The organism is Flavobacterium tiangeerense (assembly GCF_007830355.1).
Classification (GTDB): Bacteria; Bacteroidota; Bacteroidia; order Flavobacteriales; family Flavobacteriaceae; genus Flavobacterium; species Flavobacterium tiangeerense.
This window is the reverse complement of sequence record NZ_VLKO01000012.1, coordinates 82770-100538: the sequence shown is the minus strand read 5'-3', so window position 1 is coordinate 100538 and position 17769 is coordinate 82770. Positions and strand designations below refer to the sequence as shown.

The window sequence follows — 17769 nt, the reverse complement described above, 5'->3', positions numbered from 1 at the left end:
TTGAATTATATCCCGAAATCGAAAAAGCATATAATTTAGCCCAAGAGTTGAGAAATATATTTGAGAAAACAACAGATAAAATCATTGGACTCTCAAGATTAGCTAAATGGCATGAAAAAGTAAGTCAATCTGGATTTAAGTCTTTCAATACAATCTCAAGATCTATAATAAATCATTACCAAACCATACTAAACTATTTTGATAACAGAAGCACAAACGCATCTGCAGAGTCGTTCAATGCTAAAATAAAAGCTTTTAGAACTCAATTTAGAGGCGTTAAAAATGTTGCATTCTTCCTTTTTAGGCTAACAACTATTTATGCTTAATTTTTCATTCCCCACAGGTTTTGGGATTGATCCCATATTTTATAAAAAGCTGTTGGCTTTTGTGCAAAAAAAAACTTCTCAATTTCTTGAGAAGTTTTGTGGGCGATGAGGGGTTCGAACCCCCGACCCCCTCGGTGTAAACGAGGTGCTCTGAACCAGCTGAGCTAATCGCCCTAATGCAATTCGATAATTTTCATTTCCTTATTGCGAGAGCAAATATAAGACTGTTTTTTGGATTTGCAACTAAAAAACAAAAAAAAATTACAAAATTTCTGCAACTACAAAGGTACTCCCACCTAAGTAAATGAAGTCGGTCTCTACTGCATTTTGCAAGGCTTTTTGATAAGCTTCTGAGACAGAATTGTATACTTCGCCTTGAAGTGCAAATAACTCGGCTTTTTGTTGTAAGTTTGAAGCGTCTAGTCCACGAGGAATATTGGGCTTACAAAAATAATATTTTGCAATTTTTGGAAACAAAGGCAAAATTTCTTCTAAATCTTTATCATTTACGACTCCTAGAACAAAGTGTAACGTATCAAATTTCTCGTTTTGAATTTGCTTTAATACGATTTCAAGCCCGTTTTTATTATGAGCTGTATCGCAAATTACCTTTGGAGCCGTATGTATTTGCTGCCACCTGCCTTGAAGTCCTGTGTTTTTTACCACATGTAACAAACCAGCTTGCGTATTTTGAGTGGTGATTTCAAATTCAGTTTGCTTATTCAAAACCTGTATAGTTTGTAATACCGTCTTTTTATTGTGCATTTGATAATCGCCAATCAAGTCTGAAGCATAGCTTTCTGAAATTAAATCAGAGGCAAAATAAATCTCCGAATTGCCTTCTTTGGCTTTAGTTATAAAAACGGGTTTTGTTTCAGAGGTGTATTCTCCAATAATCACGGGAACATTGGGTTTGATAATTCCTGCTTTCTCAAAAGCAATTGCATCAAGTGTATTTCCTAAAAACTGGGTGTGATCCAGTCCTATATTGGTCACAACCGAAACTAATGGGGTGATAATATTGGTTGCATCTAGTCTTCCGCCCATTCCTACTTCAATAATAGCAATATCAACTTTTGAAGTAGTAAAATAATCAAATGCTAATCCTACGGTCATTTCGAAAAAACTCATGTCATTTGCTTCAAAAAAAAGCTGATGCTCCGTTATGAAATCTTCAACAAATTTTTCAGATATTTCGATCCCGTTTATTTTAATACGTTCTCTAAAATCTTTTAAATGTGGAGACGTGTACAAACCTACTTTATATCCCGCTTCTTGTAAAACCGATGCTAGCATGTGTGATGTTGATCCTTTGCCATTGGTTCCTGCCACATGAATGCATTTCAACTGCTTCTCTGGATGATTAAGGTGTGTAGCAAGTTTATGAGCATTAGTTAAATCTTTCTTGTAAGCTTGTGCTCCCTGAAGTTGGTACATTGGGAGTTGATTAAACATCCAGTTTATAGTGTCTTGATAATTCATTTTGATGGTAAATAGGGATTGTTTAAAATATTTTTCAATTTTTTTAGTTTAATATTACATCGAAAAGTATCTTTATTGCAAAATTGAAATAAATTTTAGAATTAATGATTAAAATACAATAATATTATATGTTTAGTTTTATACAATTACAAGCGGACACCCTTACTAATGCTGCATCAAATGTAGTTATTGAAAAAATTGCTCCTAACACTGAGGTTTCTACTTTAGGATTTTTATTAAAAGGAGGAATATGGCTAATTCCTATTGGAATTTTATTGTTTTATACCTTTTATCTCATTGTAGAACGCTATTTATATATCAGTAAAGCTTCAAAGGTAGATAGCTTGTTGCTTCGTGATGTAAGGGATCAGTTAAATTCTGGCAATTTAGACTTGGCTAGATCTATTGCTGAGCGCAACAGTACCGCATCAGGAAATATAATTAAAGAAGGTATTCTTGTTATTGGTAGGCCAATTAGTGAAATCGAATCGAATATGGATCGTGCAGCCGATATTGAAATTGGCGAAATGGAAAAACACTTAAGCCATTTGGGACTTATTGCGGGTATCGCGCCTACATTAGGTTTTATTGGGACAATTTCTGGAGTTATTAAAATATTTTACAGTATATCAGTAACTGAGAATATTAGTATCGGAAACATTTCTGGCGGATTGTACGAAAAAATGATTAGTAGTGGAGCGGGTTTAATAGTAGGGATTGTTGCTTACAGTGGATACCACTTGTTGAACGGAAAAATTGATAATTTTGCATTAAAAATCCAAAAACAAGTTCTTGAGTTTGTAAATATTATTCAAAGATCATAACATGTCTATAAAAAGAAAAAGAAGATTCCATGCCGAGGTCGCGACTTCTTCGTTAAGCGACATTATGTTTTTTTTACTGCTGTTTTTCTTGATTATTTCAACACTTGCTAATCCAAATGTAATCAAGATGACCTTGCCAAAGGCACAATCAAATGAAAAAACAAACAAGCAATACATCAGTTTATCAGTCACTGAGGATAAAAAATTCTACATTGACAAAGAGCCTGTTTCATTTGAAGAACTCGAGACTACACTAATGTCGAAAATGGGTTCGGCAAAAGATCAAACCGTTATTGTTAGGATTCCATTTAACTTACAAGTACAAGATTTAGTCGATGTCTTGCAAATAGGAGTGAGGAACAATCTGAAATTTGTGATTGCTACCAGTCCTAAATAAGAATATAAGTTTTTAAAAGTTGCTATTTTTGGGCGTGACCAGAATAAATAAAAGGGGCTAATCAACTTTATAGTGATTGGCCCCTTTTTTTATTCTGGTCGGGCTATTCGCAGTACTTCGGTACTTGCTGCTATCCCTCACGCGGCCCAACGTAGATTTGAAGCATATTTTTAAAATGTATTGTGGTGTAAACAAACCCACTAATTCAAATTGAAATTATAAACAATCTTTCCTACTTGTTTTTCTGGTGCATCACTGCTTGCGTCCCACTTAGTGTTCATGGCAGCAATTCTAGCTTGATCTAGCAAGCATTTTGCCGTATTTGTAGTTCCTTTTACACCAGCAAGTGCACTCATTGTTCTACCGTTGCGGTCAACGGCTACTTCAACAACTACTTTTCCTTGCTCGTTACAGGTGTATTTAGGAGCGGGTTTAGAAACCGCTTTTCTATTTCCTAGTGAATAGCCAACGCCACCGCCAGAACCACTTCCGGATCCGCCTCCACTTCCAGAACCATAGCCACTCCCAGTTCCTATACCAGTTCCAGTTCCGTTTCCTCCGCCTGTTCCACCACCAGAACCACCAGAGCCATAATATTCTCCAGAGTTTAAGCTTCCGTTTGCTTTTCCTTTGTTTCCGGCTGTTTTGTCATCACCATCGCCTCCTTTGTTTGAACCTTTAAGAATACTCGACAAAGCATCATTCGTAGTATTCGAAACTTTTGGTTTTACAACTACTGGTTTTGTTTCTTCTTTTACTACAACTGTGGGTTTCTTTGTTTTTTCTTTGGTAGGAATAACAACGCTTTCGTCAGTACTGTTTTCTTGTGACAATATTGCTTCGTCAGGTGTAGTATTTACTGGAGTTTGCTTAGATTGGTTGGTTGCCTCTAGTACTTCACTTTGATAATCAGCACCAGACCCAAGATCACTATCTCCAAAATTGACTGTAACTCCGCCACCGCCGCCACCGCCGGCAAGTTCATCTGCATTTGCAGGAGGCCAAAATCGGATAAAAAATAAAATCAACAACATTGTCGCATACAAAAGAGTAGTGATGATTAAAGATTTCTTTTGATTAGATGAAATGGTGGAACTCATTTTTGTTTTATTTGTAAAAGTGTATGATTAAAAACGTTGAAAAGTACTAAAAATTGTCAAGAGTAAAAAGCGAGTGCTCAAATATAAATTGGAGCTTTTTAAAAGTAAAATGGGAATTAGTAGCTTTTATGACTACTAATTCCCATTTATATAAGTGTAATTATGATTGCTTGTATTAAGTAAGCTGTTTTAGTGCAATTTCAAATGCAGTTGCGCTAATGTTTGTTTTGCTAGGGTTGATTGCGTATGCTTTCTCGATAGCCGTTTTGATAATTTCAGAAGTGTCTTGAAATATAGCTTCATCAGTCATTTGTACTTTCTTTTCCATGAAATAAGCAAATACACGTGCCATACCGCAATTAGAAATAAAGTCAGGAATTAAGCTCACTTTGTGATCTACATCTTCCATAATTGGACCAAAAAATATTTCTTTATCAGCAAAAGGTACATTGGCACCACATGAAATTACTTCAAGACCATGAGTAATTAAACTGTCAATTTGAGATTGCGTTACCAATCTTGATGCAGCGCATGGAGTGAATATCTCAGCACCAATTGTCCAAATCTTTTGGTTGATTTCTTCAAAAGGAATCATGTTTTCGGCAACCAGTTTATTTCCGTCTTTGGCTAAAAACAAGGCTCTTATTTCTTCAAAAGAGAATCCTTCTTCATTGATCAATCCACCATCTCTATCAATAATACCAATTACTTTGGCGCCCATTTCTGCTAAATAAAAAGCAGCTGCAGAACCCACGTTACCAAAACCTTGAACGATAGCTTTTTTTCCTTTTACATCACCGCCATAAATGGCATAAAAGTTACGAACGGCTTCGGCTACACCGTAACCAGTAATCATATCAGCAACAGTATATTTTTTAGAAACATCTGGAGAGAATTTTGGGTTCTCAATTACTTTTACAACACCTTGACGCAACTGACCTATTCTGTTAATTTTATCAGCTTCAGTAGGTTTGAAATGACCGTTGAACACGCCTTCTTGCGGGTGCCAAACGCCACATTCCTCAGTCATAGGAATAACTTCGTGAATTTCATCTACATTCAAATCGCCACCTGTACCGTAATAACTTTTCAATAAAGGAGAAACGGCTTTGTACCAGCGTTGCAATACTCCTTTTTTTCTTGGGTCATTTGGGTCAAAATTTATTCCAGATTTTGCTCCACCAATAGCGGGTCCAGAAACCGAAAATTTAACTTCCATTGTTTTGGCAAGTGATAAAACCTCGTTCATGTCAAGGCCTTTTCTCATTCTTGTACCACCACCGGCAGCACCTCCGCGAAGAGAATTGATTACAGTCCAGCCTTCGGCTTCGGTTTCAGGATCTTTCCAGTTAAAAACAATTTCAGGCTCTTTATTTTCGAATTTCTTTAATAAATCTTTCATTTGTTGTGATATGTTTATATTTGCAAATATAAAAAAAGCAATTTTGCTAAATGTTTATTCTGCAAAAAAAAAAGAATAAAGATTTTTTTTAGTTATTCTTTTCCTAATAAATCTTCTTTCAATGTTTTGTCAACTGGGTTTTCAGATAGCCAAATTCCGTAGAATGCTTTTTTGAATTCAACACCTTTAATTTTACCTCTGTAGATTTTGTTTTTTGTAATCCACAATGACTCGTCTTGTGGGTTAAAGGTCAACTCAAAAACATCACCAGATTTAGTTTCTTCTGTGCTTAATAAGTCTTCGAGTTCTTGAAGTTCTTTGGCAAATTTTAGAGCTCCTGATTCTCCTACAGATTTTTCCATCCCTTTTGCAAGCGCTTTAGATAGTTTTTTTGAAGTGATCAATCCAGACGTGATGTGAAGTGCAACAGCCATTTCATTACCGCTTTCAAGAATCTGTTTAGCATCTTGATTAAACTTTGTCAAGTATAAAGCTTGAATGTATAAGTCAGTAAAAAATTTAGAGCGTTGTCCTACTCCATTAAGGGTAAGATTTACTCCTTTAAATTCAATTGTTCTAGGAATATTAACTCCGTTAACAGTAAAGTTTTTTTGTGCATTTACGGTATTAAATTGTAGTGCACTCATTAAGGCGAATACTATCAGTACTTTTTTCATAATGTGGTATTTAATTAAAAAAAATGGATTTAAAACAGTCTGCAAATATAGCTCAAAAAAAGGATTGTAATGGTATTGAGAATAATGTCTTTTTAAAATTATGATTTCTAGCCTGATTTGTCTTAAAATTAATGAAAAATATTTATTTATTCATAAATTTTTCCTGAACTATGATTCATTTTGGCTCCTGTCACACTTTTTAATACATTGATTTTGTTTTCTAATCGCAATATTCCAAGTATTCCAAAGATCAGTGCCTCTTTGAATTCGATAATTTTAGGTGAAGGAATTATAATTGTAGCCAGTTGCAATTCATTTTGTATTGTTTCAATTAAAAAATTATGGTAAGCTCCGCCTCCGGTAATAAATAGTGTTCCAGTTTTGTTTGGCAACGCATTTGCTATTTGTATAGCAATATGATTTGTAAAGGTGTTAAGCTTATCTTCAATTGATAAGTCATATTGGTCTATCAATGGAATAATTATTTCTTTAACAAATTCAAAGCCCAGTGATTTAGGGTGTTTTTTTTGGTAATAGTCTAATGCGTTTAATTTTTGTAATAATGTAGCATGGCATTCACCTTTTTTTGCAATAGCACCTTTGTCATCATAAGCCAATCCTAGCGTATTAGAATAGTGATTTAACACCGTGTTTACAGGACAAATATCAAAAGCTATCCGTTCTTGATTTACTTCAAATGATAGGTTTGAAAACCCACCTAAATTCATGCAATAGTCATATTCACTAAATAAAATCCGATCTCCTATAGGTACAAGTGGTGCGCCTTGGCCCCCTAGTGCTACATCTTGAACTCTGTAATCACAAACTACTTTTTGGTTTACGATAGATGCTATATGTGGTAAATTTCCAATTTGTAAAGTGATACCCTTCTCTGGCTGATGTAAAATAGTATGTCCGTGGGAACAAACGGCATCAATAGAGTTGAGCTTGTTTTTTAAAATGAAGTTTACGATAACCTCACCTAGTAACTGTGTATAAGATTCATTCAGTTCAATTAATTTTTCAGTAGAGAAAGAAACGGCACTTTTTAATTTGTTTAACCAATCTGGTGAATATGAAACAGTTTCAGTTTCTAAGATTTCAAATTCCCATGTATTGTTTTTTGTAGTAAAAACAATGTGTGCCAAATCAATGCCGTCTAGCGACGTTCCTGACATTACACCTATAATATTGTATTTTTCTTTAAACATTGGCTAAAATTGCGAAATCGTTTGAAATCTGATATTTAATAATTACTTTTGGGGGCAAATTTAAGAACAATTAATTTACAACAAAAATATGGATTTTAATCTAACCGAAGAGCATTTAATGATTCAGCAGGCTGCTAAAGATTTTGCAGTTGCAGAATTATTACCAGGAGTGATTGAGCGTGATGAACATTCAAAATTCCCTACTGAGCAAGTGAAGATGATGGCCGAATTGGGTTTCATGGGAATGATGGTAGATCCTAAGTACGGTGGGTCAGGTTTAGATAGTATTTCATATGTATTGGCAATGACCGAAATAGCAAAAGTAGATGCGTCTGCTGCCGTTATTATGTCTGTTAACAATTCATTGGTTTGCGCCGGTATGGAAAAATATTGTTCAGAAGAACAAAAAATGAAATACTTAGTGCCACTTGCTAAAGGAGAAGTTATTGGTGCGTTTTGTTTGTCTGAGCCAGAAGCAGGAAGTGATGCAACTTCTCAAAAAACAACTGCAATTGATAAAGGAGACCATTATTTATTAAATGGTACTAAAAACTGGATTACAAATGGAAGTACGGCTTCTACATACCTAGTTATTGCACAAACAGATGTTGAAAAAGGACATAAGGGTATTAATGCTTTTATTGTTGAAAAAGGTTGGGCTGGTTTTGATATTGGACCAAAAGAAAAGAAAATGGGAATTCGTGGTAGTGATACACACTCTTTAATGTTTACAGATGTTAAGGTTCCTAAAGAAAATAGAATTGGTGAGGATGGTTTTGGGTTTGCATTTGCTATGAACGTATTAAATGGAGGTAGAATTGGTATAGCATCTCAAGCACTAGGAATTGCTACAGGAGCTTATGAAATAGCTTTGAAATATTCAAAAGAAAGAAAAGCTTTTGGTAAAGAGATTTTTAATCATCAAGCGATTGCCTTTAAATTAGCGGATATGTACGTAAAAGTGACTGCTGCTAAATTATTAGTAATGAAAGCTGCTTGTGAAAAAGATGAAGGTAAAGATATTGCGCACTCTGGTGCAATGGCAAAATTATATGCTTCAGAAATTGCTCTTGAGGTAGCTAATGAAGCAGTTCAAATCCACGGAGGAAACGGTTACGTAGCTGAATATCATGTAGAACGTATGATGCGTGATTCTAAGATTACACAGATATACGAAGGAACTTCGGAGATTCAACGTATCGTGATTTCAAGAGGATTAGTTTCCTAAAAGTTATACAGATCTAGTTTAAACCCTTTTCAATTTCGATTGAAAAGGGTTTTTTTTATGGTCTTAATTAGTATTTTAAGATTTTTTTAGATTTTTATTGTTTAAAAATGATTTCGGGACTCTTTTTAATTTGATACTAATTGCTTTTCTTTGTTGAGTTGTGATTTTAGATTTCTTTTTTTTAAACCATTGCAACACCCAACTAATATATTTTTATGCTGATACCTTCTATACATAATAGTTTAAACGAACTGATAGATTTGCTAGGTCAATTGTCACAAACAGAATATTCAAATTCTTGTGCAGAATTAAGCAATGCTACTATTGGAGAGCATACGAGACATATTATTGAAATGTTTCAATGTCTTGAAAAGCAATATGATTTAGGAGTTGTGAACTATGATAAAAGAGAGCGTAACACCCTTATTCAAACGGATACTACATTTGCTATAGAAAATATTAGGGGTGTTCAGAAAAATTTGGATAAGGAAAACAAAAACATAACCTTACTGCAAATTATTGACGGCGAAGAAATCCGAATCGACAGCAACTACAATAGAGAATTGTTATATAATTTAGAACACTGTATTCACCACCAGGCACTTATAAAAGTTGCGATATTACAATGTGAAACCGTTACGATTGATCCAAATTTTGGTGTTGCAAGATCAACCATAGAATATAGAAATCAATGTGCACAGTAAGTTTTGTAGCAACAAATGATAGTGTTATCATTACTTCGAACCGGGACGAAAAAACAATAAGGCCTAGTGCCATTCCTCCAAAAAGCTATACTGTAAATGGTCAAAATCTTATTTTTCCTAAAGATCCAAAAGCTGGAGGAACTTGGTTTGTGACCAAAGCTGATGGAACTATTTTGGTTTTGCTAAATGGTGCCGCAGAAAAACATGAAGTCCAATTACCATATCGAAAAAGTCGTGGCTTGATTGTTTTAGAAATAATTAGTAGCGCGTCGCCAAAAGATTTCTGGGTGGAGATTGATTTAGAGGCAATAGAACCATTTACATTAGTTTTGTTTCAAAATCAGGAACTTTTTCAATTGCGTTGGGATGGAAATAATAAGCAAACGCTAGCTTTAGATAGCAATAAAAATCACATTTGGTCTTCATCTACTTTGTATCCAGCTTTGGTGAGAGAACAACGAGCTGCTTGGTTTCATACTTTTATGAGCGAAACCGATGTTATTTCAAAAGAAAAATTATATGATTTTCATAGGCATACGCAGGAAGGAAATGAGGAAAACGGTTTAGTAATCAATCGAAATAACGAGATGAAAACCTTAAGTATTACTCAGGCTGTAGTACATCAAAATAAAGTTAGTCTCTTACATTATGATTTGGTAGAACAACTCGATTTTTCAACCTCATTTATCACTATCTAAATAATACAATTTTGAAATTATTTTTTCATAAAATTACCCATTGGGAATATTGGCCTTTTCAAATTGTTTATATTCCCATTTATTTTTTGTGGTCTTACTATTCGATCAAGGCAAAATCTATTTTTTTCTTTAATGCTTCTAATCCAACTATAAAAAATGGTGGGTTTATGATGGAGTCTAAGAAAGAAATTTACGACTTGATACCGCAACAGTATTATCCCAAAACAGAATTAGTTTTGGAAGGAACCCCAGTAGAAAATGTTATAAAAACAGTTGAAAGCGCAGCAATAAAGTACCCGTTTATTGCAAAACCAGATGTTGGACTACGAGGATCTGGAGTCAAAAAAATTAACACGGTTCAGGATTTAAAAGAATATGCTGAAAAAGCAAATTTCAATTACTTGGTTCAAGATTTAATACCTTTTTCAAATGAGGTTGGTATTTTTTATGTGCGCTATCCTAATGAAAAATCAGGTAGAATTACCGGAATAGTATCTAAAGAATTCTTGATTATTACTGGAGATGGTTTTTCAACCGTTCAAGAGTTAATCAAGCAGAATCCACGCTATGAACTTCAATTGAATGTCTTGAAAAAAGAGTACGGTAAAAAATTATTCGAAATTTTACCAAAAGGCGAGAAGTTAAATTTAGTTCCTTACGGTAATCATGCTCGAGGTGCAAAATTTGTAGATGGTAGTCATTGGATAACTCCAGAATTGACTAAAACGATTAACGAAATGTGCTTGCAAATCCCAGGTTTTTATTTTGGTAGACTGGATGTCATGTACAATACCATCGAAGAATTAGAACTAGGAATTAATTTTGCAGTTGTAGAGTTAAACGGAGCTGGGAGTGAGCCAACTCATATTTATGACCCTAAGCATTCTTTGTTTTTTGCTTGGAAAGAATTAGCGCGTCACATTACATATATGTATGAAATAAGTGTAGCAAACCATAAAAATGGCTTTCCTTATTTAGAACATAAAGAGGGAATGAAGGAATATAGAATGCACCTAGAACAAAGTAAAAAAATTGTAAATTTCTAATGCCATGAGAGCCATAAAAAATATTTTTGTTGGTTTTTTGGTAAGCTTTATTGGTTCAATTCCACTGGGTTATTTAAACTTGATTGGTTTTGAGATCTATTCGAAACTTGGAATAAGTAGTCTGATTTTATTTTTGTTTGGCGTTCTAATAGTAGAAATGTTTTTTATATATTTCTCGTTACTTTTCGCAAAACAACTTGTCTCCAATAAAAAATTAATGAAAGTTATTGATTTTTTTGCCATTTTTTTTCTCTTAATTCTTGCCTGTACTTTTTATTTTAGCGGGAATACATCGCTAAATAGCCCGTCATTACTTGAAAAATATGCCGCCTTTTCTCCTTTTTTAATTGGCCTCGGATTGAGTGCCATAAATTTTGTTCAAGTTCCATTTTGGACAGGATGGAATCTCTATTTAATGAATGAGAATTATATTTTGGTTGCAAAAAGATTGAAACTGTATTATATTGCAGGAACTTTGGCAGGAACATTTGCAGGAATGCTTAGTTTGATATTGCTTTTAAGCGTTTTGGCGCAACGCACAACAAGTTTTTCAACGTTTGTAGTACCAGTACTTTTTCCGTTGTTTTTTGTTGTTTTAGCTCTTTTTCAAATTATAAAAGTCTACAAAAAGTATTTCTCAAAAAAAATGCCATTATAAAATTTATAAATTTCGCTAATAAATAAACCACAATATCTATGAAAAATATTTTCTTATCGCTTCCTAAAATTTTTCTTGTATGCTTTTCAACTGCAACAGTCTTTGCTCAAACTAATGGTACTTTGCCGCTTAAAAGTATTGAAGCGGTGTATCAAGTAAATGAAAAAGAAGTAGCTGCTACATTGCAATTTTTAGCGTCAGATGCATTAGAAGGTCGAGAAACAGGACAGCCGGGCTTAGTGAAAGCTGCAGATTATTTAGAACAATTTTTTAAGGATAATAATGTAAAGCCTTACTTTAAATCTTACAGAGATACCTTATCTACTTTTAAAGAAACCGCTTTTAATGTTGTAGGTTATCTAGAAGGTAGTGATCCTGTTTTGAAAAATGAATTTATACTTCTGAGTGCACATTACGACCACATCGGAATTACAAAAAAAGGTGTTAACGGTGATTTTATTAACAACGGTGCCAATGATGATGCGTCAGGTACCACTGCGGTTGCTGAAATGGCAAAATACTTTAGCATATCAAAAAACAACAAGCGTAGTATTCTATTTGTGTTCTTTGCAGGAGAGGAAAAAGGGTTGTTAGGATCTAAGCATTTGACTAAAAAACTAAAAGCACAAAATTTCAACTTGTACACTCACTTTAATATTGAAATGATTGGCGTTCCTATGAAAAGAGATTATCTAGCCTACATTACTGGTTTTGATAAGTCTAACATGGCGGCTAAAATCAATGAGTATACAGGAAAAAAAACTATTGGTTTTTTGCCAAAAGAAGCCGAATACCAATTGTTTTACAGATCAGATAATTTTTCTTTTTATGATGTTTTTAAAGTACCGTGTCAATCTGTAAGTACTTTTGATTTCGAGAATTTTGAATTCTATCACCATGTTTCCGATGATTTCAAAGCAATGGATGTTCCTCACATGACCTCGTTTATTCAAGAATTATTACCTGCTGTGACACAAATGGCAAATACGGCTTCTCACGAAATCATCATGCTCAAATAGTTAATAAAGGGCTTGATTCATATCATACGCAAGAATGTAATAGTCATTATTGTTGAATTGAAATTCGCTAATGATTGACCAATTCAGTTTTTGCGTATGTGCTTTTGTAGAAGGAATATTGATTTTGTTTATAAAAGTTAAGGCTAATGGAAACTTTTGCGACATGTGTACGCGCATGTGTTCAAATAGTGGAAATATTAGTCCTTTTCCACGATAATCCTGATGAATTGAAATTGGTCCATATTGAAAACTATTGGATAGTGTAAAAGTATGATCTAAAAATTGTAATTCAGGAAGCAGTGAGATCATGTATTCAAAAATGGGCCATTGTTTGAAAAAATCCCAACTTCCGGCAAAAATGTACCCAATAATTTCACCACGGTCTTTGGCAATAAATAGTTCTTGTTTTTCTATAACTTCATTTAATTGTGATATTGTAAAAGGAGTAGTGACAAATCCAGCAGCTTTTTCAGTTTCAGTTAGGTTTGCAACGAGGTATAATTCTTGTAAGGCCAGCACTCCGTCAATGTCACTTATTTGGGCTATTTGATAGGATAGATTCTGTGTCATATTGTGAGAATTCAAAGGTTCATGTTTTGATTTAATTCTACATGTAATAATACGAAATTTAATTTTTATTGAGATAACAATCTCCAGGTAAAGCAGTATTTTTTTGCTGTTTTTGTTTATTTTTGTCCTATGAAAAATATTATTATTACTGGAACTAGCAGAGGCATTGGGTTTGAATTGGCATTGCAGTTTGCAACCGCGGGACATCAAGTGCTGGCAATTTCTAGAAACATTCCACAAGCATTAGTAGCACACCAAAATATTACGTGTCTCTCAGTTGATTTGGCTGTTGAATTAGAATTAAATAAAGTCAAAGAATTTCTAGACCAATCTTGGAAACAAGTAGATGCTGTGATTCATAACGCAGGAAGTTTATTGTTGAAACCTTTTGTTGAAACCACTCAAGAAGATTTTGAAAATATTTACAAAGTCAATGTTTTTGGAGTTGCTAATTTAACCCGCATTTGTTTGCCGTACTTGCAAAAAGGGAGTCATGTTGTAACCATAAGTTCTATGGGAGGTATTCAAGGAAGCTTGAAATTTGCTGGCTTAGCTGCATATAGTTCGAGTAAAGGAGCTGTTATCACTTTGTCTGAATTATTAGCTGAGGAGTATAAAGAGCAAGGAATAGCATTTAATGTTCTTGCGCTTGGTTCTGTTCAAACTGAGATGCTGGAAGAAGCTTTTCCAGGATATCAAGCACCTATTCAAGCAAATGAAATGGCAAATTACATTTTTGATTTTACTTTAAATGGCAATAAGTATTTTAACGGTAAAGTGCTGCAAGTTTCTTCTACAAATCCATAATTCTGAATTATTTTGATAGAAACGCTTGCTAAATTTCTGCCTGATCACGCTGTCAAACCTGCATTTGAATTGATCGTGACACATGGTGTCCATTTAAAAATTGTGAATGAACGCGCTACACGTCATGGTGATTATAGGAAAGGGTTAAGTGGTAAACATGAAATAACGGTTAATGGGAGTTTAAATAAATATAGGTTCCTTATGACGCTTATTCATGAAATTGCTCATCTGGTAGCATTTGAGAAATATGGTCGCAATATTAAACCGCATGGTCAAGAATGGAAACATACTTTTCAACAATTGATGGTGCCTTATATTCGGCCAGAGATTTATCCCAATCATTTATTACCCTTGCTAGCAAGACATTTTAGAAATCCAAGTGCCACAAGCGATACCGATACTACTTTGGCATTAGCCTTGAAACAGTACGACAATCAAAACGATAAAAATTATGTTTTCGAAATTCCGTACGGAAGTGTTTTCCGAATTAAAAATGGAAAAATTTTCAAGAAGATAGCTGTAAGAACGAAGCGTTTTGAATGTCTCGAAATAAGTTCTGGTAAACTCTATCTTTTTAATCCAAATGCTGAGGTTGAACTGCTACAATCATAATTGCTTATTCTTTCAAGTAGGCTTCTCTCACTTTTTTGAACAAGTTTGAGGAGTATACAAAAGCAACTACAGCTTCATTGTCTGTTCTGAAAATTTCTTCTTTGGTGCCTTCCCAAGCTTTTAAACCATCTTTTAAGAACAAAATTTTCTCCCCAATTTCCATAACTGAATTCATGTCATGTGTATTAATCACAGTAGTAATGTTGTATTCTTCGGTGATTTCTTTGATGAGGTTGTCAATCAAGATTGCCGTATTTGGGTCTAAGCCTGAATTAGGTTCGTCACAAAATAAGTATTTAGGATTGTTTACAATAGCACGAGCTATGGCAACACGTTTTTGCATTCCACCAGATATTTCAGAAGGCAGTTTGTTATGAGCTTTAACCAATGCAACTCTGTCTAATACAAAATCAACACGTTCCTTGATTTTTGCAGTATTATCTTTGGTAAACATTCTCAAAGGGAACGCTACATTTTCGGCTACGGTCATAGAGTCAAAAAGGGCGCTTCCTTGAAAAACCATTCCAATTTCGGTACGCAATTCTCTTTTTTCATCAGCTTCCAAATCAGAGTACACACGACCATCAAAACAAATTTGTCCAGTCTCGGGCGTATGAATTCCTAAAAGACTCTTCAATAAAACAGTTTTTCCAGATCCACTTTGTCCTATAATAAGGTTGGTCTTTCCTGTTTCAAAAACAGTCGAGATCCCTTTTAGAATTTTATTTCCGTTAAATGATTTTTCTACGTTTTTTACTTCTATCATGACCCTAGTAACAATTGTGTTAATATATAATTGATAAGTATGATACAAACAGATGTCCATACAAATGACACTGTACTTGCTTTTCCTACCTCTAGTGCACCGCCTTTCATATAGTAGCCATGAAAAGAGGGAATTGTAGCAAGTAACATAGCGAAAATTAAGGTTTTTATAAAAGCATACGTAATGTGAAACGGAATGAATTCCATTTGAGTTCCGTTTATAAATTCGTCACTAGATATAAACCCGCCGTAAACACCAGCCATCCAGCCACCTAAAATACCTAAAAACATAGCAATTCCTATTACAAAAGGGTAAAGTAATAAGGCTATAATTTTTGGAAAAACAAGGTAATTTAAGGAATTTACACCCATTACCTCTAGCGCATCAATTTGTTCTGTAACACGCATCGTTCCTATACTTGATGTAATAAAGGAACCCATTTTTCCAGCCATAATAACAGAGATGAAGGTAGGAGCAAACTCAAGAATCACAGATTGTCTTGTGGCAAAGCCAATAAGATATTTTGGAATTAATGGGTTTGTAAGGTTCAATGCAGTTTGAATAGCCACTACACCTCCCACGAAAAAGGAAATAAAAGCAACAATCCCAAGTGAGTCAATGACCAAGTCATCAATTTCTTTGAAGATTAATTTTTTCATTACAGACCATTTCGTCTGTTTGTTGAAAATTTCTTTAAGCATCAGGAAGTATCTTCCTATTTGCGTTATATATCGAATGAGCATCATAAGTTTACGAATATGGGCTAAATTACAAAATTGTAAGCATTTTGCGAGTCAAGTAAATTAATAGTTTCCTGCTGTAAAACTAAAACAGTTTTTCTTTCATTTTTTTCAATCGGTAATTGCGAATGAATTTTGCTTGTTCTGTAGTAACCAACAAGGGAGTTTTTGAGCTTTTTGCTTTCCAAAAACCGTTCATGTAATCTATAAATAGAAGTGGTTTTTTTTTCATCATAGCTAGTTTTATCGAAGCTATCGCTGTGATGAAGAAGCCATAACCAAGTGTATAAAAAGCTTCGCCTTGCTTGTAACGTGCTTTTTGATTGTAATTTGCACCTGTTGGTTTTAAGTGTTTCACTTGCAAACTTTCATTAGTGACTACTTTCCAGTTGTAAAATTTGCATAACAATTCATCTACGGTATCCCAACCCATAGCTGGTTTTAGTCCGCCAATTTGTTGAAACGTTTCTTTCCTGTAGGCTTTTAATGCGCCACGAATATGATCTTTGTCTGTTAAGTTTTCAAGTATCCATTCACCGTTTTTTTCGATGTAGCAAAATCCACCTGCCATTCCAATTCTTTCATCGGACTGGAAGTGTTTGATAATGGTTTCGAAATAATTAGCAGGAAATATTAGGTCGGCATCAATTTTTACAATTAAATCATAGTTTTCGTCTAAAGTGTCAAAACCTGTTTGAAAGGCTTGAATCACTTTACTTCCGGGTAAATGAACAGCATCTGAAGTTTTGTTAACCAATGAAATAAAAGGATGTTTACTGATAAATGAATTGACAACAGCAGCTGTATTATCAGTAGAATTGTCATTTACCACTACAATTTTAGCTGGTAAAAAAGTTTGGTCCACTAAGGATTGAAGTGTCAAAGAAATCAATGCTTCTTCGTTATGTGATGGAATTACGATATAATATCTCATTAGAAAAATCTGTTTTCTTTATTCTATTATTTATTTTCTCTAACAGCGCAAACAATATAATATCTCGGGGTGAAATAGCGTAATAAAGGTCTAAAACCAATTTTTTTTACTGGATGTGTGAATTTTTCTCGAGCGGTGATTTTCCAACCCGTTTTTTCTAATAACCAATCTAATTGCCAATCTTCAAACTCATGGTAATGCCTGTCCCACATGTCTGTTTTACTGCGGTACGCTGGTGAAAACCAAAGACGCAACGGAATAGAAATGACTAATTTATTGCAGTTTACATTTTCTAGAACAGTATATGGATTTAATAAATGCTCGAATATTTCGAAGGCAGTAAAAACAGAATAAGTTTCGGTTTGCAATGCCGTTTGGTCGTTATCTAAATCTTCTCCTTTGGTGTTTTTTACTTGGTATCCATTTTCTTCCATGATTTTAGAAAACGGATTAGGTACTCCTAAATCAAAGATGGTTTCTGATGTGGTAACGTGTTGTTTTAAAAATTCTAAGGTATGTTTGAATCTTTTATTAGGAAATGTTTTTTCGTACATGTTTTTTTGATTTT

Annotated in this window: 21 protein-coding genes and 1 tRNA gene; 11 read left to right on the top strand and 11 right to left on the bottom strand. The window is 34.1% G+C overall.

All coding sequences use genetic code 11. From position 1 onward, the window contains the following. The coding region (locus IQ05_RS14110; RefSeq protein WP_144890508.1) for a transposase at nt 1–326 on the top strand (326 nt) is incomplete at its 5' end. A 99-nt stretch (nt 327–425) separates the two neighbouring features. On the opposite strand, the gene IQ05_RS14105 is transcribed toward IQ05_RS14110, so the two are convergent. Continuing rightward, a tRNA-Val gene (locus IQ05_RS14105) sits at nt 426–500 on the bottom strand. 87 nt (nt 501–587) lie between these two features. After that, nucleotides 588–1808 carry a bifunctional folylpolyglutamate synthase/dihydrofolate synthase gene (locus tag IQ05_RS14100; RefSeq protein WP_144894008.1) on the bottom strand — a complete coding sequence of 407 codons (1221 nt, stop codon included), beginning with the start codon at nt 1806–1808 and terminating at the stop codon, nt 588–590. A 128-nt stretch (nt 1809–1936) separates the two neighbouring features. On the opposite strand from IQ05_RS14100, the gene IQ05_RS14095 reads away from it, so the two are divergent. Then, nucleotides 1937–2632 carry a MotA/TolQ/ExbB proton channel family protein gene (locus IQ05_RS14095; protein WP_144894006.1) on the top strand — a complete coding sequence of 232 codons (696 nt, stop codon included), beginning with the start codon at nt 1937–1939 and terminating at the stop codon, nt 2630–2632. A gap of 1 nt (nt 2633) precedes the next feature. Continuing rightward, nucleotides 2634–3029 (top strand): ExbD/TolR family protein, encoded by a 396-nt coding sequence (locus IQ05_RS14090; RefSeq protein ID WP_144894004.1) that lies wholly within the window; start codon nt 2634–2636, stop codon nt 3027–3029. Nucleotides 3030–3229: 200 nt separating this feature from the next. Here IQ05_RS14090 and IQ05_RS14085 read toward each other — a convergent pair whose 3' ends face one another. From IQ05_RS14085 to IQ05_RS14070, 4 genes are all read right to left on the bottom strand, one after another. Further along, on the bottom strand, nt 3230–4129 hold the full coding sequence (locus IQ05_RS14085) for an energy transducer TonB (RefSeq protein WP_144894002.1): 900 nt from the start codon (nt 4127–4129) through the stop codon (nt 3230–3232). Nucleotides 4130–4304: 175 nt separating this feature from the next. Then, a complete protein-coding gene (locus tag IQ05_RS14080) occupies nt 4305–5531 on the bottom strand; it encodes a Glu/Leu/Phe/Val dehydrogenase dimerization domain-containing protein (RefSeq protein ID WP_144894000.1) in 1227 nt (408 codons plus the stop codon). A 92-nt stretch (nt 5532–5623) separates the two neighbouring features. After that, complete coding sequence (locus IQ05_RS14075) at nt 5624–6208, bottom strand: chalcone isomerase family protein (RefSeq protein ID WP_144893998.1); 585 nt, start codon at nt 6206–6208, stop codon at nt 5624–5626. 146 nt (nt 6209–6354) lie between these two features. Further along, nucleotides 6355–7419, bottom strand: a complete 1065-nt coding sequence (locus IQ05_RS14070; RefSeq protein ID WP_144893996.1) for an anhydro-N-acetylmuramic acid kinase — start codon at nt 7417–7419, stop codon at nt 6355–6357. An 88-nt stretch (nt 7420–7507) separates the two neighbouring features. Between IQ05_RS14070 and IQ05_RS14065 the strand changes: the two genes are divergently transcribed. The 6 genes from IQ05_RS14065 to IQ05_RS14040 all read left to right on the top strand — a co-directional run bounded on the left by IQ05_RS14065 (nt 7508) and on the right by IQ05_RS14040 (nt 12772). Continuing rightward, nucleotides 7508–8647 (top strand): acyl-CoA dehydrogenase family protein, encoded by a 1140-nt coding sequence (locus tag IQ05_RS14065; RefSeq protein ID WP_144893994.1) that lies wholly within the window; start codon nt 7508–7510, stop codon nt 8645–8647. A gap of 215 nt (nt 8648–8862) precedes the next feature. Further along, nucleotides 8863–9351, top strand: a complete 489-nt coding sequence (locus tag IQ05_RS14060; RefSeq protein WP_144893992.1) for a DinB family protein — start codon at nt 8863–8865, stop codon at nt 9349–9351. After that, on the top strand, nt 9339–10049 hold the full coding sequence (locus IQ05_RS14055) for an NRDE family protein (protein ID WP_144893990.1): 711 nt from the start codon (nt 9339–9341) through the stop codon (nt 10047–10049). The genes IQ05_RS14060 and IQ05_RS14055 overlap by 13 nt, the downstream gene beginning before the upstream one ends. 11 nt (nt 10050–10060) lie before the next feature. Then, the gene (locus IQ05_RS14050; RefSeq protein ID WP_144893988.1) at nt 10061–11095 is read left to right on the top strand and encodes an ATP-grasp domain-containing protein; all 1035 of its coding nucleotides are present in this window, start codon (nt 10061–10063) and stop codon (nt 11093–11095) included. Between the two features lie 217 nt (nt 11096–11312). After that, the gene (locus IQ05_RS14045) at nt 11313–11753 is read left to right on the top strand and encodes a hypothetical protein (protein ID WP_244289583.1); all 441 of its coding nucleotides are present in this window, start codon (nt 11313–11315) and stop codon (nt 11751–11753) included. Nucleotides 11754–11791: 38 nt separating this feature from the next. Continuing rightward, the gene (locus tag IQ05_RS14040; protein WP_144893984.1) at nt 11792–12772 is read left to right on the top strand and encodes a M28 family peptidase; all 981 of its coding nucleotides are present in this window, start codon (nt 11792–11794) and stop codon (nt 12770–12772) included. On the opposite strand, the gene IQ05_RS14035 is transcribed toward IQ05_RS14040, so the two are convergent. After that, nucleotides 12773–13342: a GNAT family acetyltransferase gene (locus tag IQ05_RS14035; protein ID WP_144893982.1), complete on the bottom strand. Its 570-nt coding sequence runs from the start codon at nt 13340–13342 to the stop codon at nt 12773–12775. Nucleotides 13343–13471: 129 nt separating this feature from the next. Here IQ05_RS14035 and IQ05_RS14030 point away from each other — a divergent pair, with 129 nt between their 5' ends. Together IQ05_RS14030 and IQ05_RS14025 are read left to right on the top strand one after the other, a co-directional pair. Then, entirely contained in the window at nt 13472–14149 is a 678-nt protein-coding gene (locus tag IQ05_RS14030; RefSeq protein WP_144893980.1) for an SDR family NAD(P)-dependent oxidoreductase, read from the top strand. Between the two features lie 12 nt (nt 14150–14161). Continuing rightward, nucleotides 14162–14761: a SprT-like domain-containing protein gene (locus IQ05_RS14025; protein ID WP_144893978.1), complete on the top strand. Its 600-nt coding sequence runs from the start codon at nt 14162–14164 to the stop codon at nt 14759–14761. Nucleotides 14762–14765: 4 nt separating this feature from the next. On the opposite strand, the gene IQ05_RS14020 is transcribed toward IQ05_RS14025, so the two are convergent. The 4 genes from IQ05_RS14020 to IQ05_RS14005 all read right to left on the bottom strand — a co-directional run bounded on the left by IQ05_RS14020 (nt 14766) and on the right by IQ05_RS14005 (nt 17755). Then, nucleotides 14766–15527 (bottom strand): ABC transporter ATP-binding protein, encoded by a 762-nt coding sequence (locus tag IQ05_RS14020; RefSeq protein ID WP_144893976.1) that lies wholly within the window; start codon nt 15525–15527, stop codon nt 14766–14768. After that, nucleotides 15524–16273 carry an MlaE family ABC transporter permease gene (locus IQ05_RS14015; protein WP_086453470.1) on the bottom strand — a complete coding sequence of 250 codons (750 nt, stop codon included), beginning with the start codon at nt 16271–16273 and terminating at the stop codon, nt 15524–15526. Before IQ05_RS14015 ends, IQ05_RS14020 begins: the two co-directional genes overlap by 4 nt. 79 nt (nt 16274–16352) lie before the next feature. Then, entirely contained in the window at nt 16353–17201 is an 849-nt protein-coding gene (locus IQ05_RS14010) for a glycosyltransferase (protein WP_144893974.1), read from the bottom strand. A gap of 26 nt (nt 17202–17227) precedes the next feature. Then, on the bottom strand, nt 17228–17755 hold the full coding sequence (locus IQ05_RS14005) for a methyltransferase (protein WP_086453472.1): 528 nt from the start codon (nt 17753–17755) through the stop codon (nt 17228–17230). Between the last annotated feature and the right edge of the window lie 14 nt (nt 17756–17769).

Excerpts from the sequence above, each read along its gene's own strand:
- IQ05_RS14100 (WP_144894008.1), bottom strand. The coding sequence starts at position 1,808 with ATGAATTATCAAGACACTATAAACTGGATGTTTAATCAACTCCCAATG.
- IQ05_RS14095 (WP_144894006.1), top strand. The coding sequence starts at position 1,937 with ATGTTTAGTTTTATACAATTACAAGCGGACACCCTTACTAATGCTGCA.
- IQ05_RS14090 (WP_144894004.1), top strand. The coding sequence starts at position 2,634 with ATGTCTATAAAAAGAAAAAGAAGATTCCATGCCGAGGTCGCGACTTCT.
- IQ05_RS14085 (WP_144894002.1), bottom strand. The coding sequence starts at position 4,129 with ATGAGTTCCACCATTTCATCTAATCAAAAGAAATCTTTAATCATCACT.
- IQ05_RS14080 (WP_144894000.1), bottom strand. The coding sequence starts at position 5,531 with ATGAAAGATTTATTAAAGAAATTCGAAAATAAAGAGCCTGAAATTGTT.
- IQ05_RS14075 (WP_144893998.1), bottom strand. The coding sequence starts at position 6,208 with ATGAAAAAAGTACTGATAGTATTCGCCTTAATGAGTGCACTACAATTT.
- IQ05_RS14070 (WP_144893996.1), bottom strand. The coding sequence starts at position 7,419 with ATGTTTAAAGAAAAATACAATATTATAGGTGTAATGTCAGGAACGTCG.
- IQ05_RS14065 (WP_144893994.1), top strand. The coding sequence starts at position 7,508 with ATGGATTTTAATCTAACCGAAGAGCATTTAATGATTCAGCAGGCTGCT.
- IQ05_RS14060 (WP_144893992.1), top strand. The coding sequence starts at position 8,863 with ATGCTGATACCTTCTATACATAATAGTTTAAACGAACTGATAGATTTG.
- IQ05_RS14055 (WP_144893990.1), top strand. The coding sequence starts at position 9,339 with ATGTGCACAGTAAGTTTTGTAGCAACAAATGATAGTGTTATCATTACT.
- IQ05_RS14045 (WP_244289583.1), top strand. The coding sequence starts at position 11,313 with ATGAAAGTTATTGATTTTTTTGCCATTTTTTTTCTCTTAATTCTTGCC.
- IQ05_RS14040 (WP_144893984.1), top strand. The coding sequence starts at position 11,792 with ATGAAAAATATTTTCTTATCGCTTCCTAAAATTTTTCTTGTATGCTTT.
- IQ05_RS14035 (WP_144893982.1), bottom strand. The coding sequence starts at position 13,342 with ATGACACAGAATCTATCCTATCAAATAGCCCAAATAAGTGACATTGAC.
- IQ05_RS14030 (WP_144893980.1), top strand. The coding sequence starts at position 13,472 with ATGAAAAATATTATTATTACTGGAACTAGCAGAGGCATTGGGTTTGAA.
- IQ05_RS14020 (WP_144893976.1), bottom strand. The coding sequence starts at position 15,527 with ATGATAGAAGTAAAAAACGTAGAAAAATCATTTAACGGAAATAAAATT.
- IQ05_RS14015 (WP_086453470.1), bottom strand. The coding sequence starts at position 16,273 with ATGATGCTCATTCGATATATAACGCAAATAGGAAGATACTTCCTGATG.
- IQ05_RS14010 (WP_144893974.1), bottom strand. The coding sequence starts at position 17,201 with ATGAGATATTATATCGTAATTCCATCACATAACGAAGAAGCATTGATT.
- IQ05_RS14005 (WP_086453472.1), bottom strand. The coding sequence starts at position 17,755 with ATGTACGAAAAAACATTTCCTAATAAAAGATTCAAACATACCTTAGAA.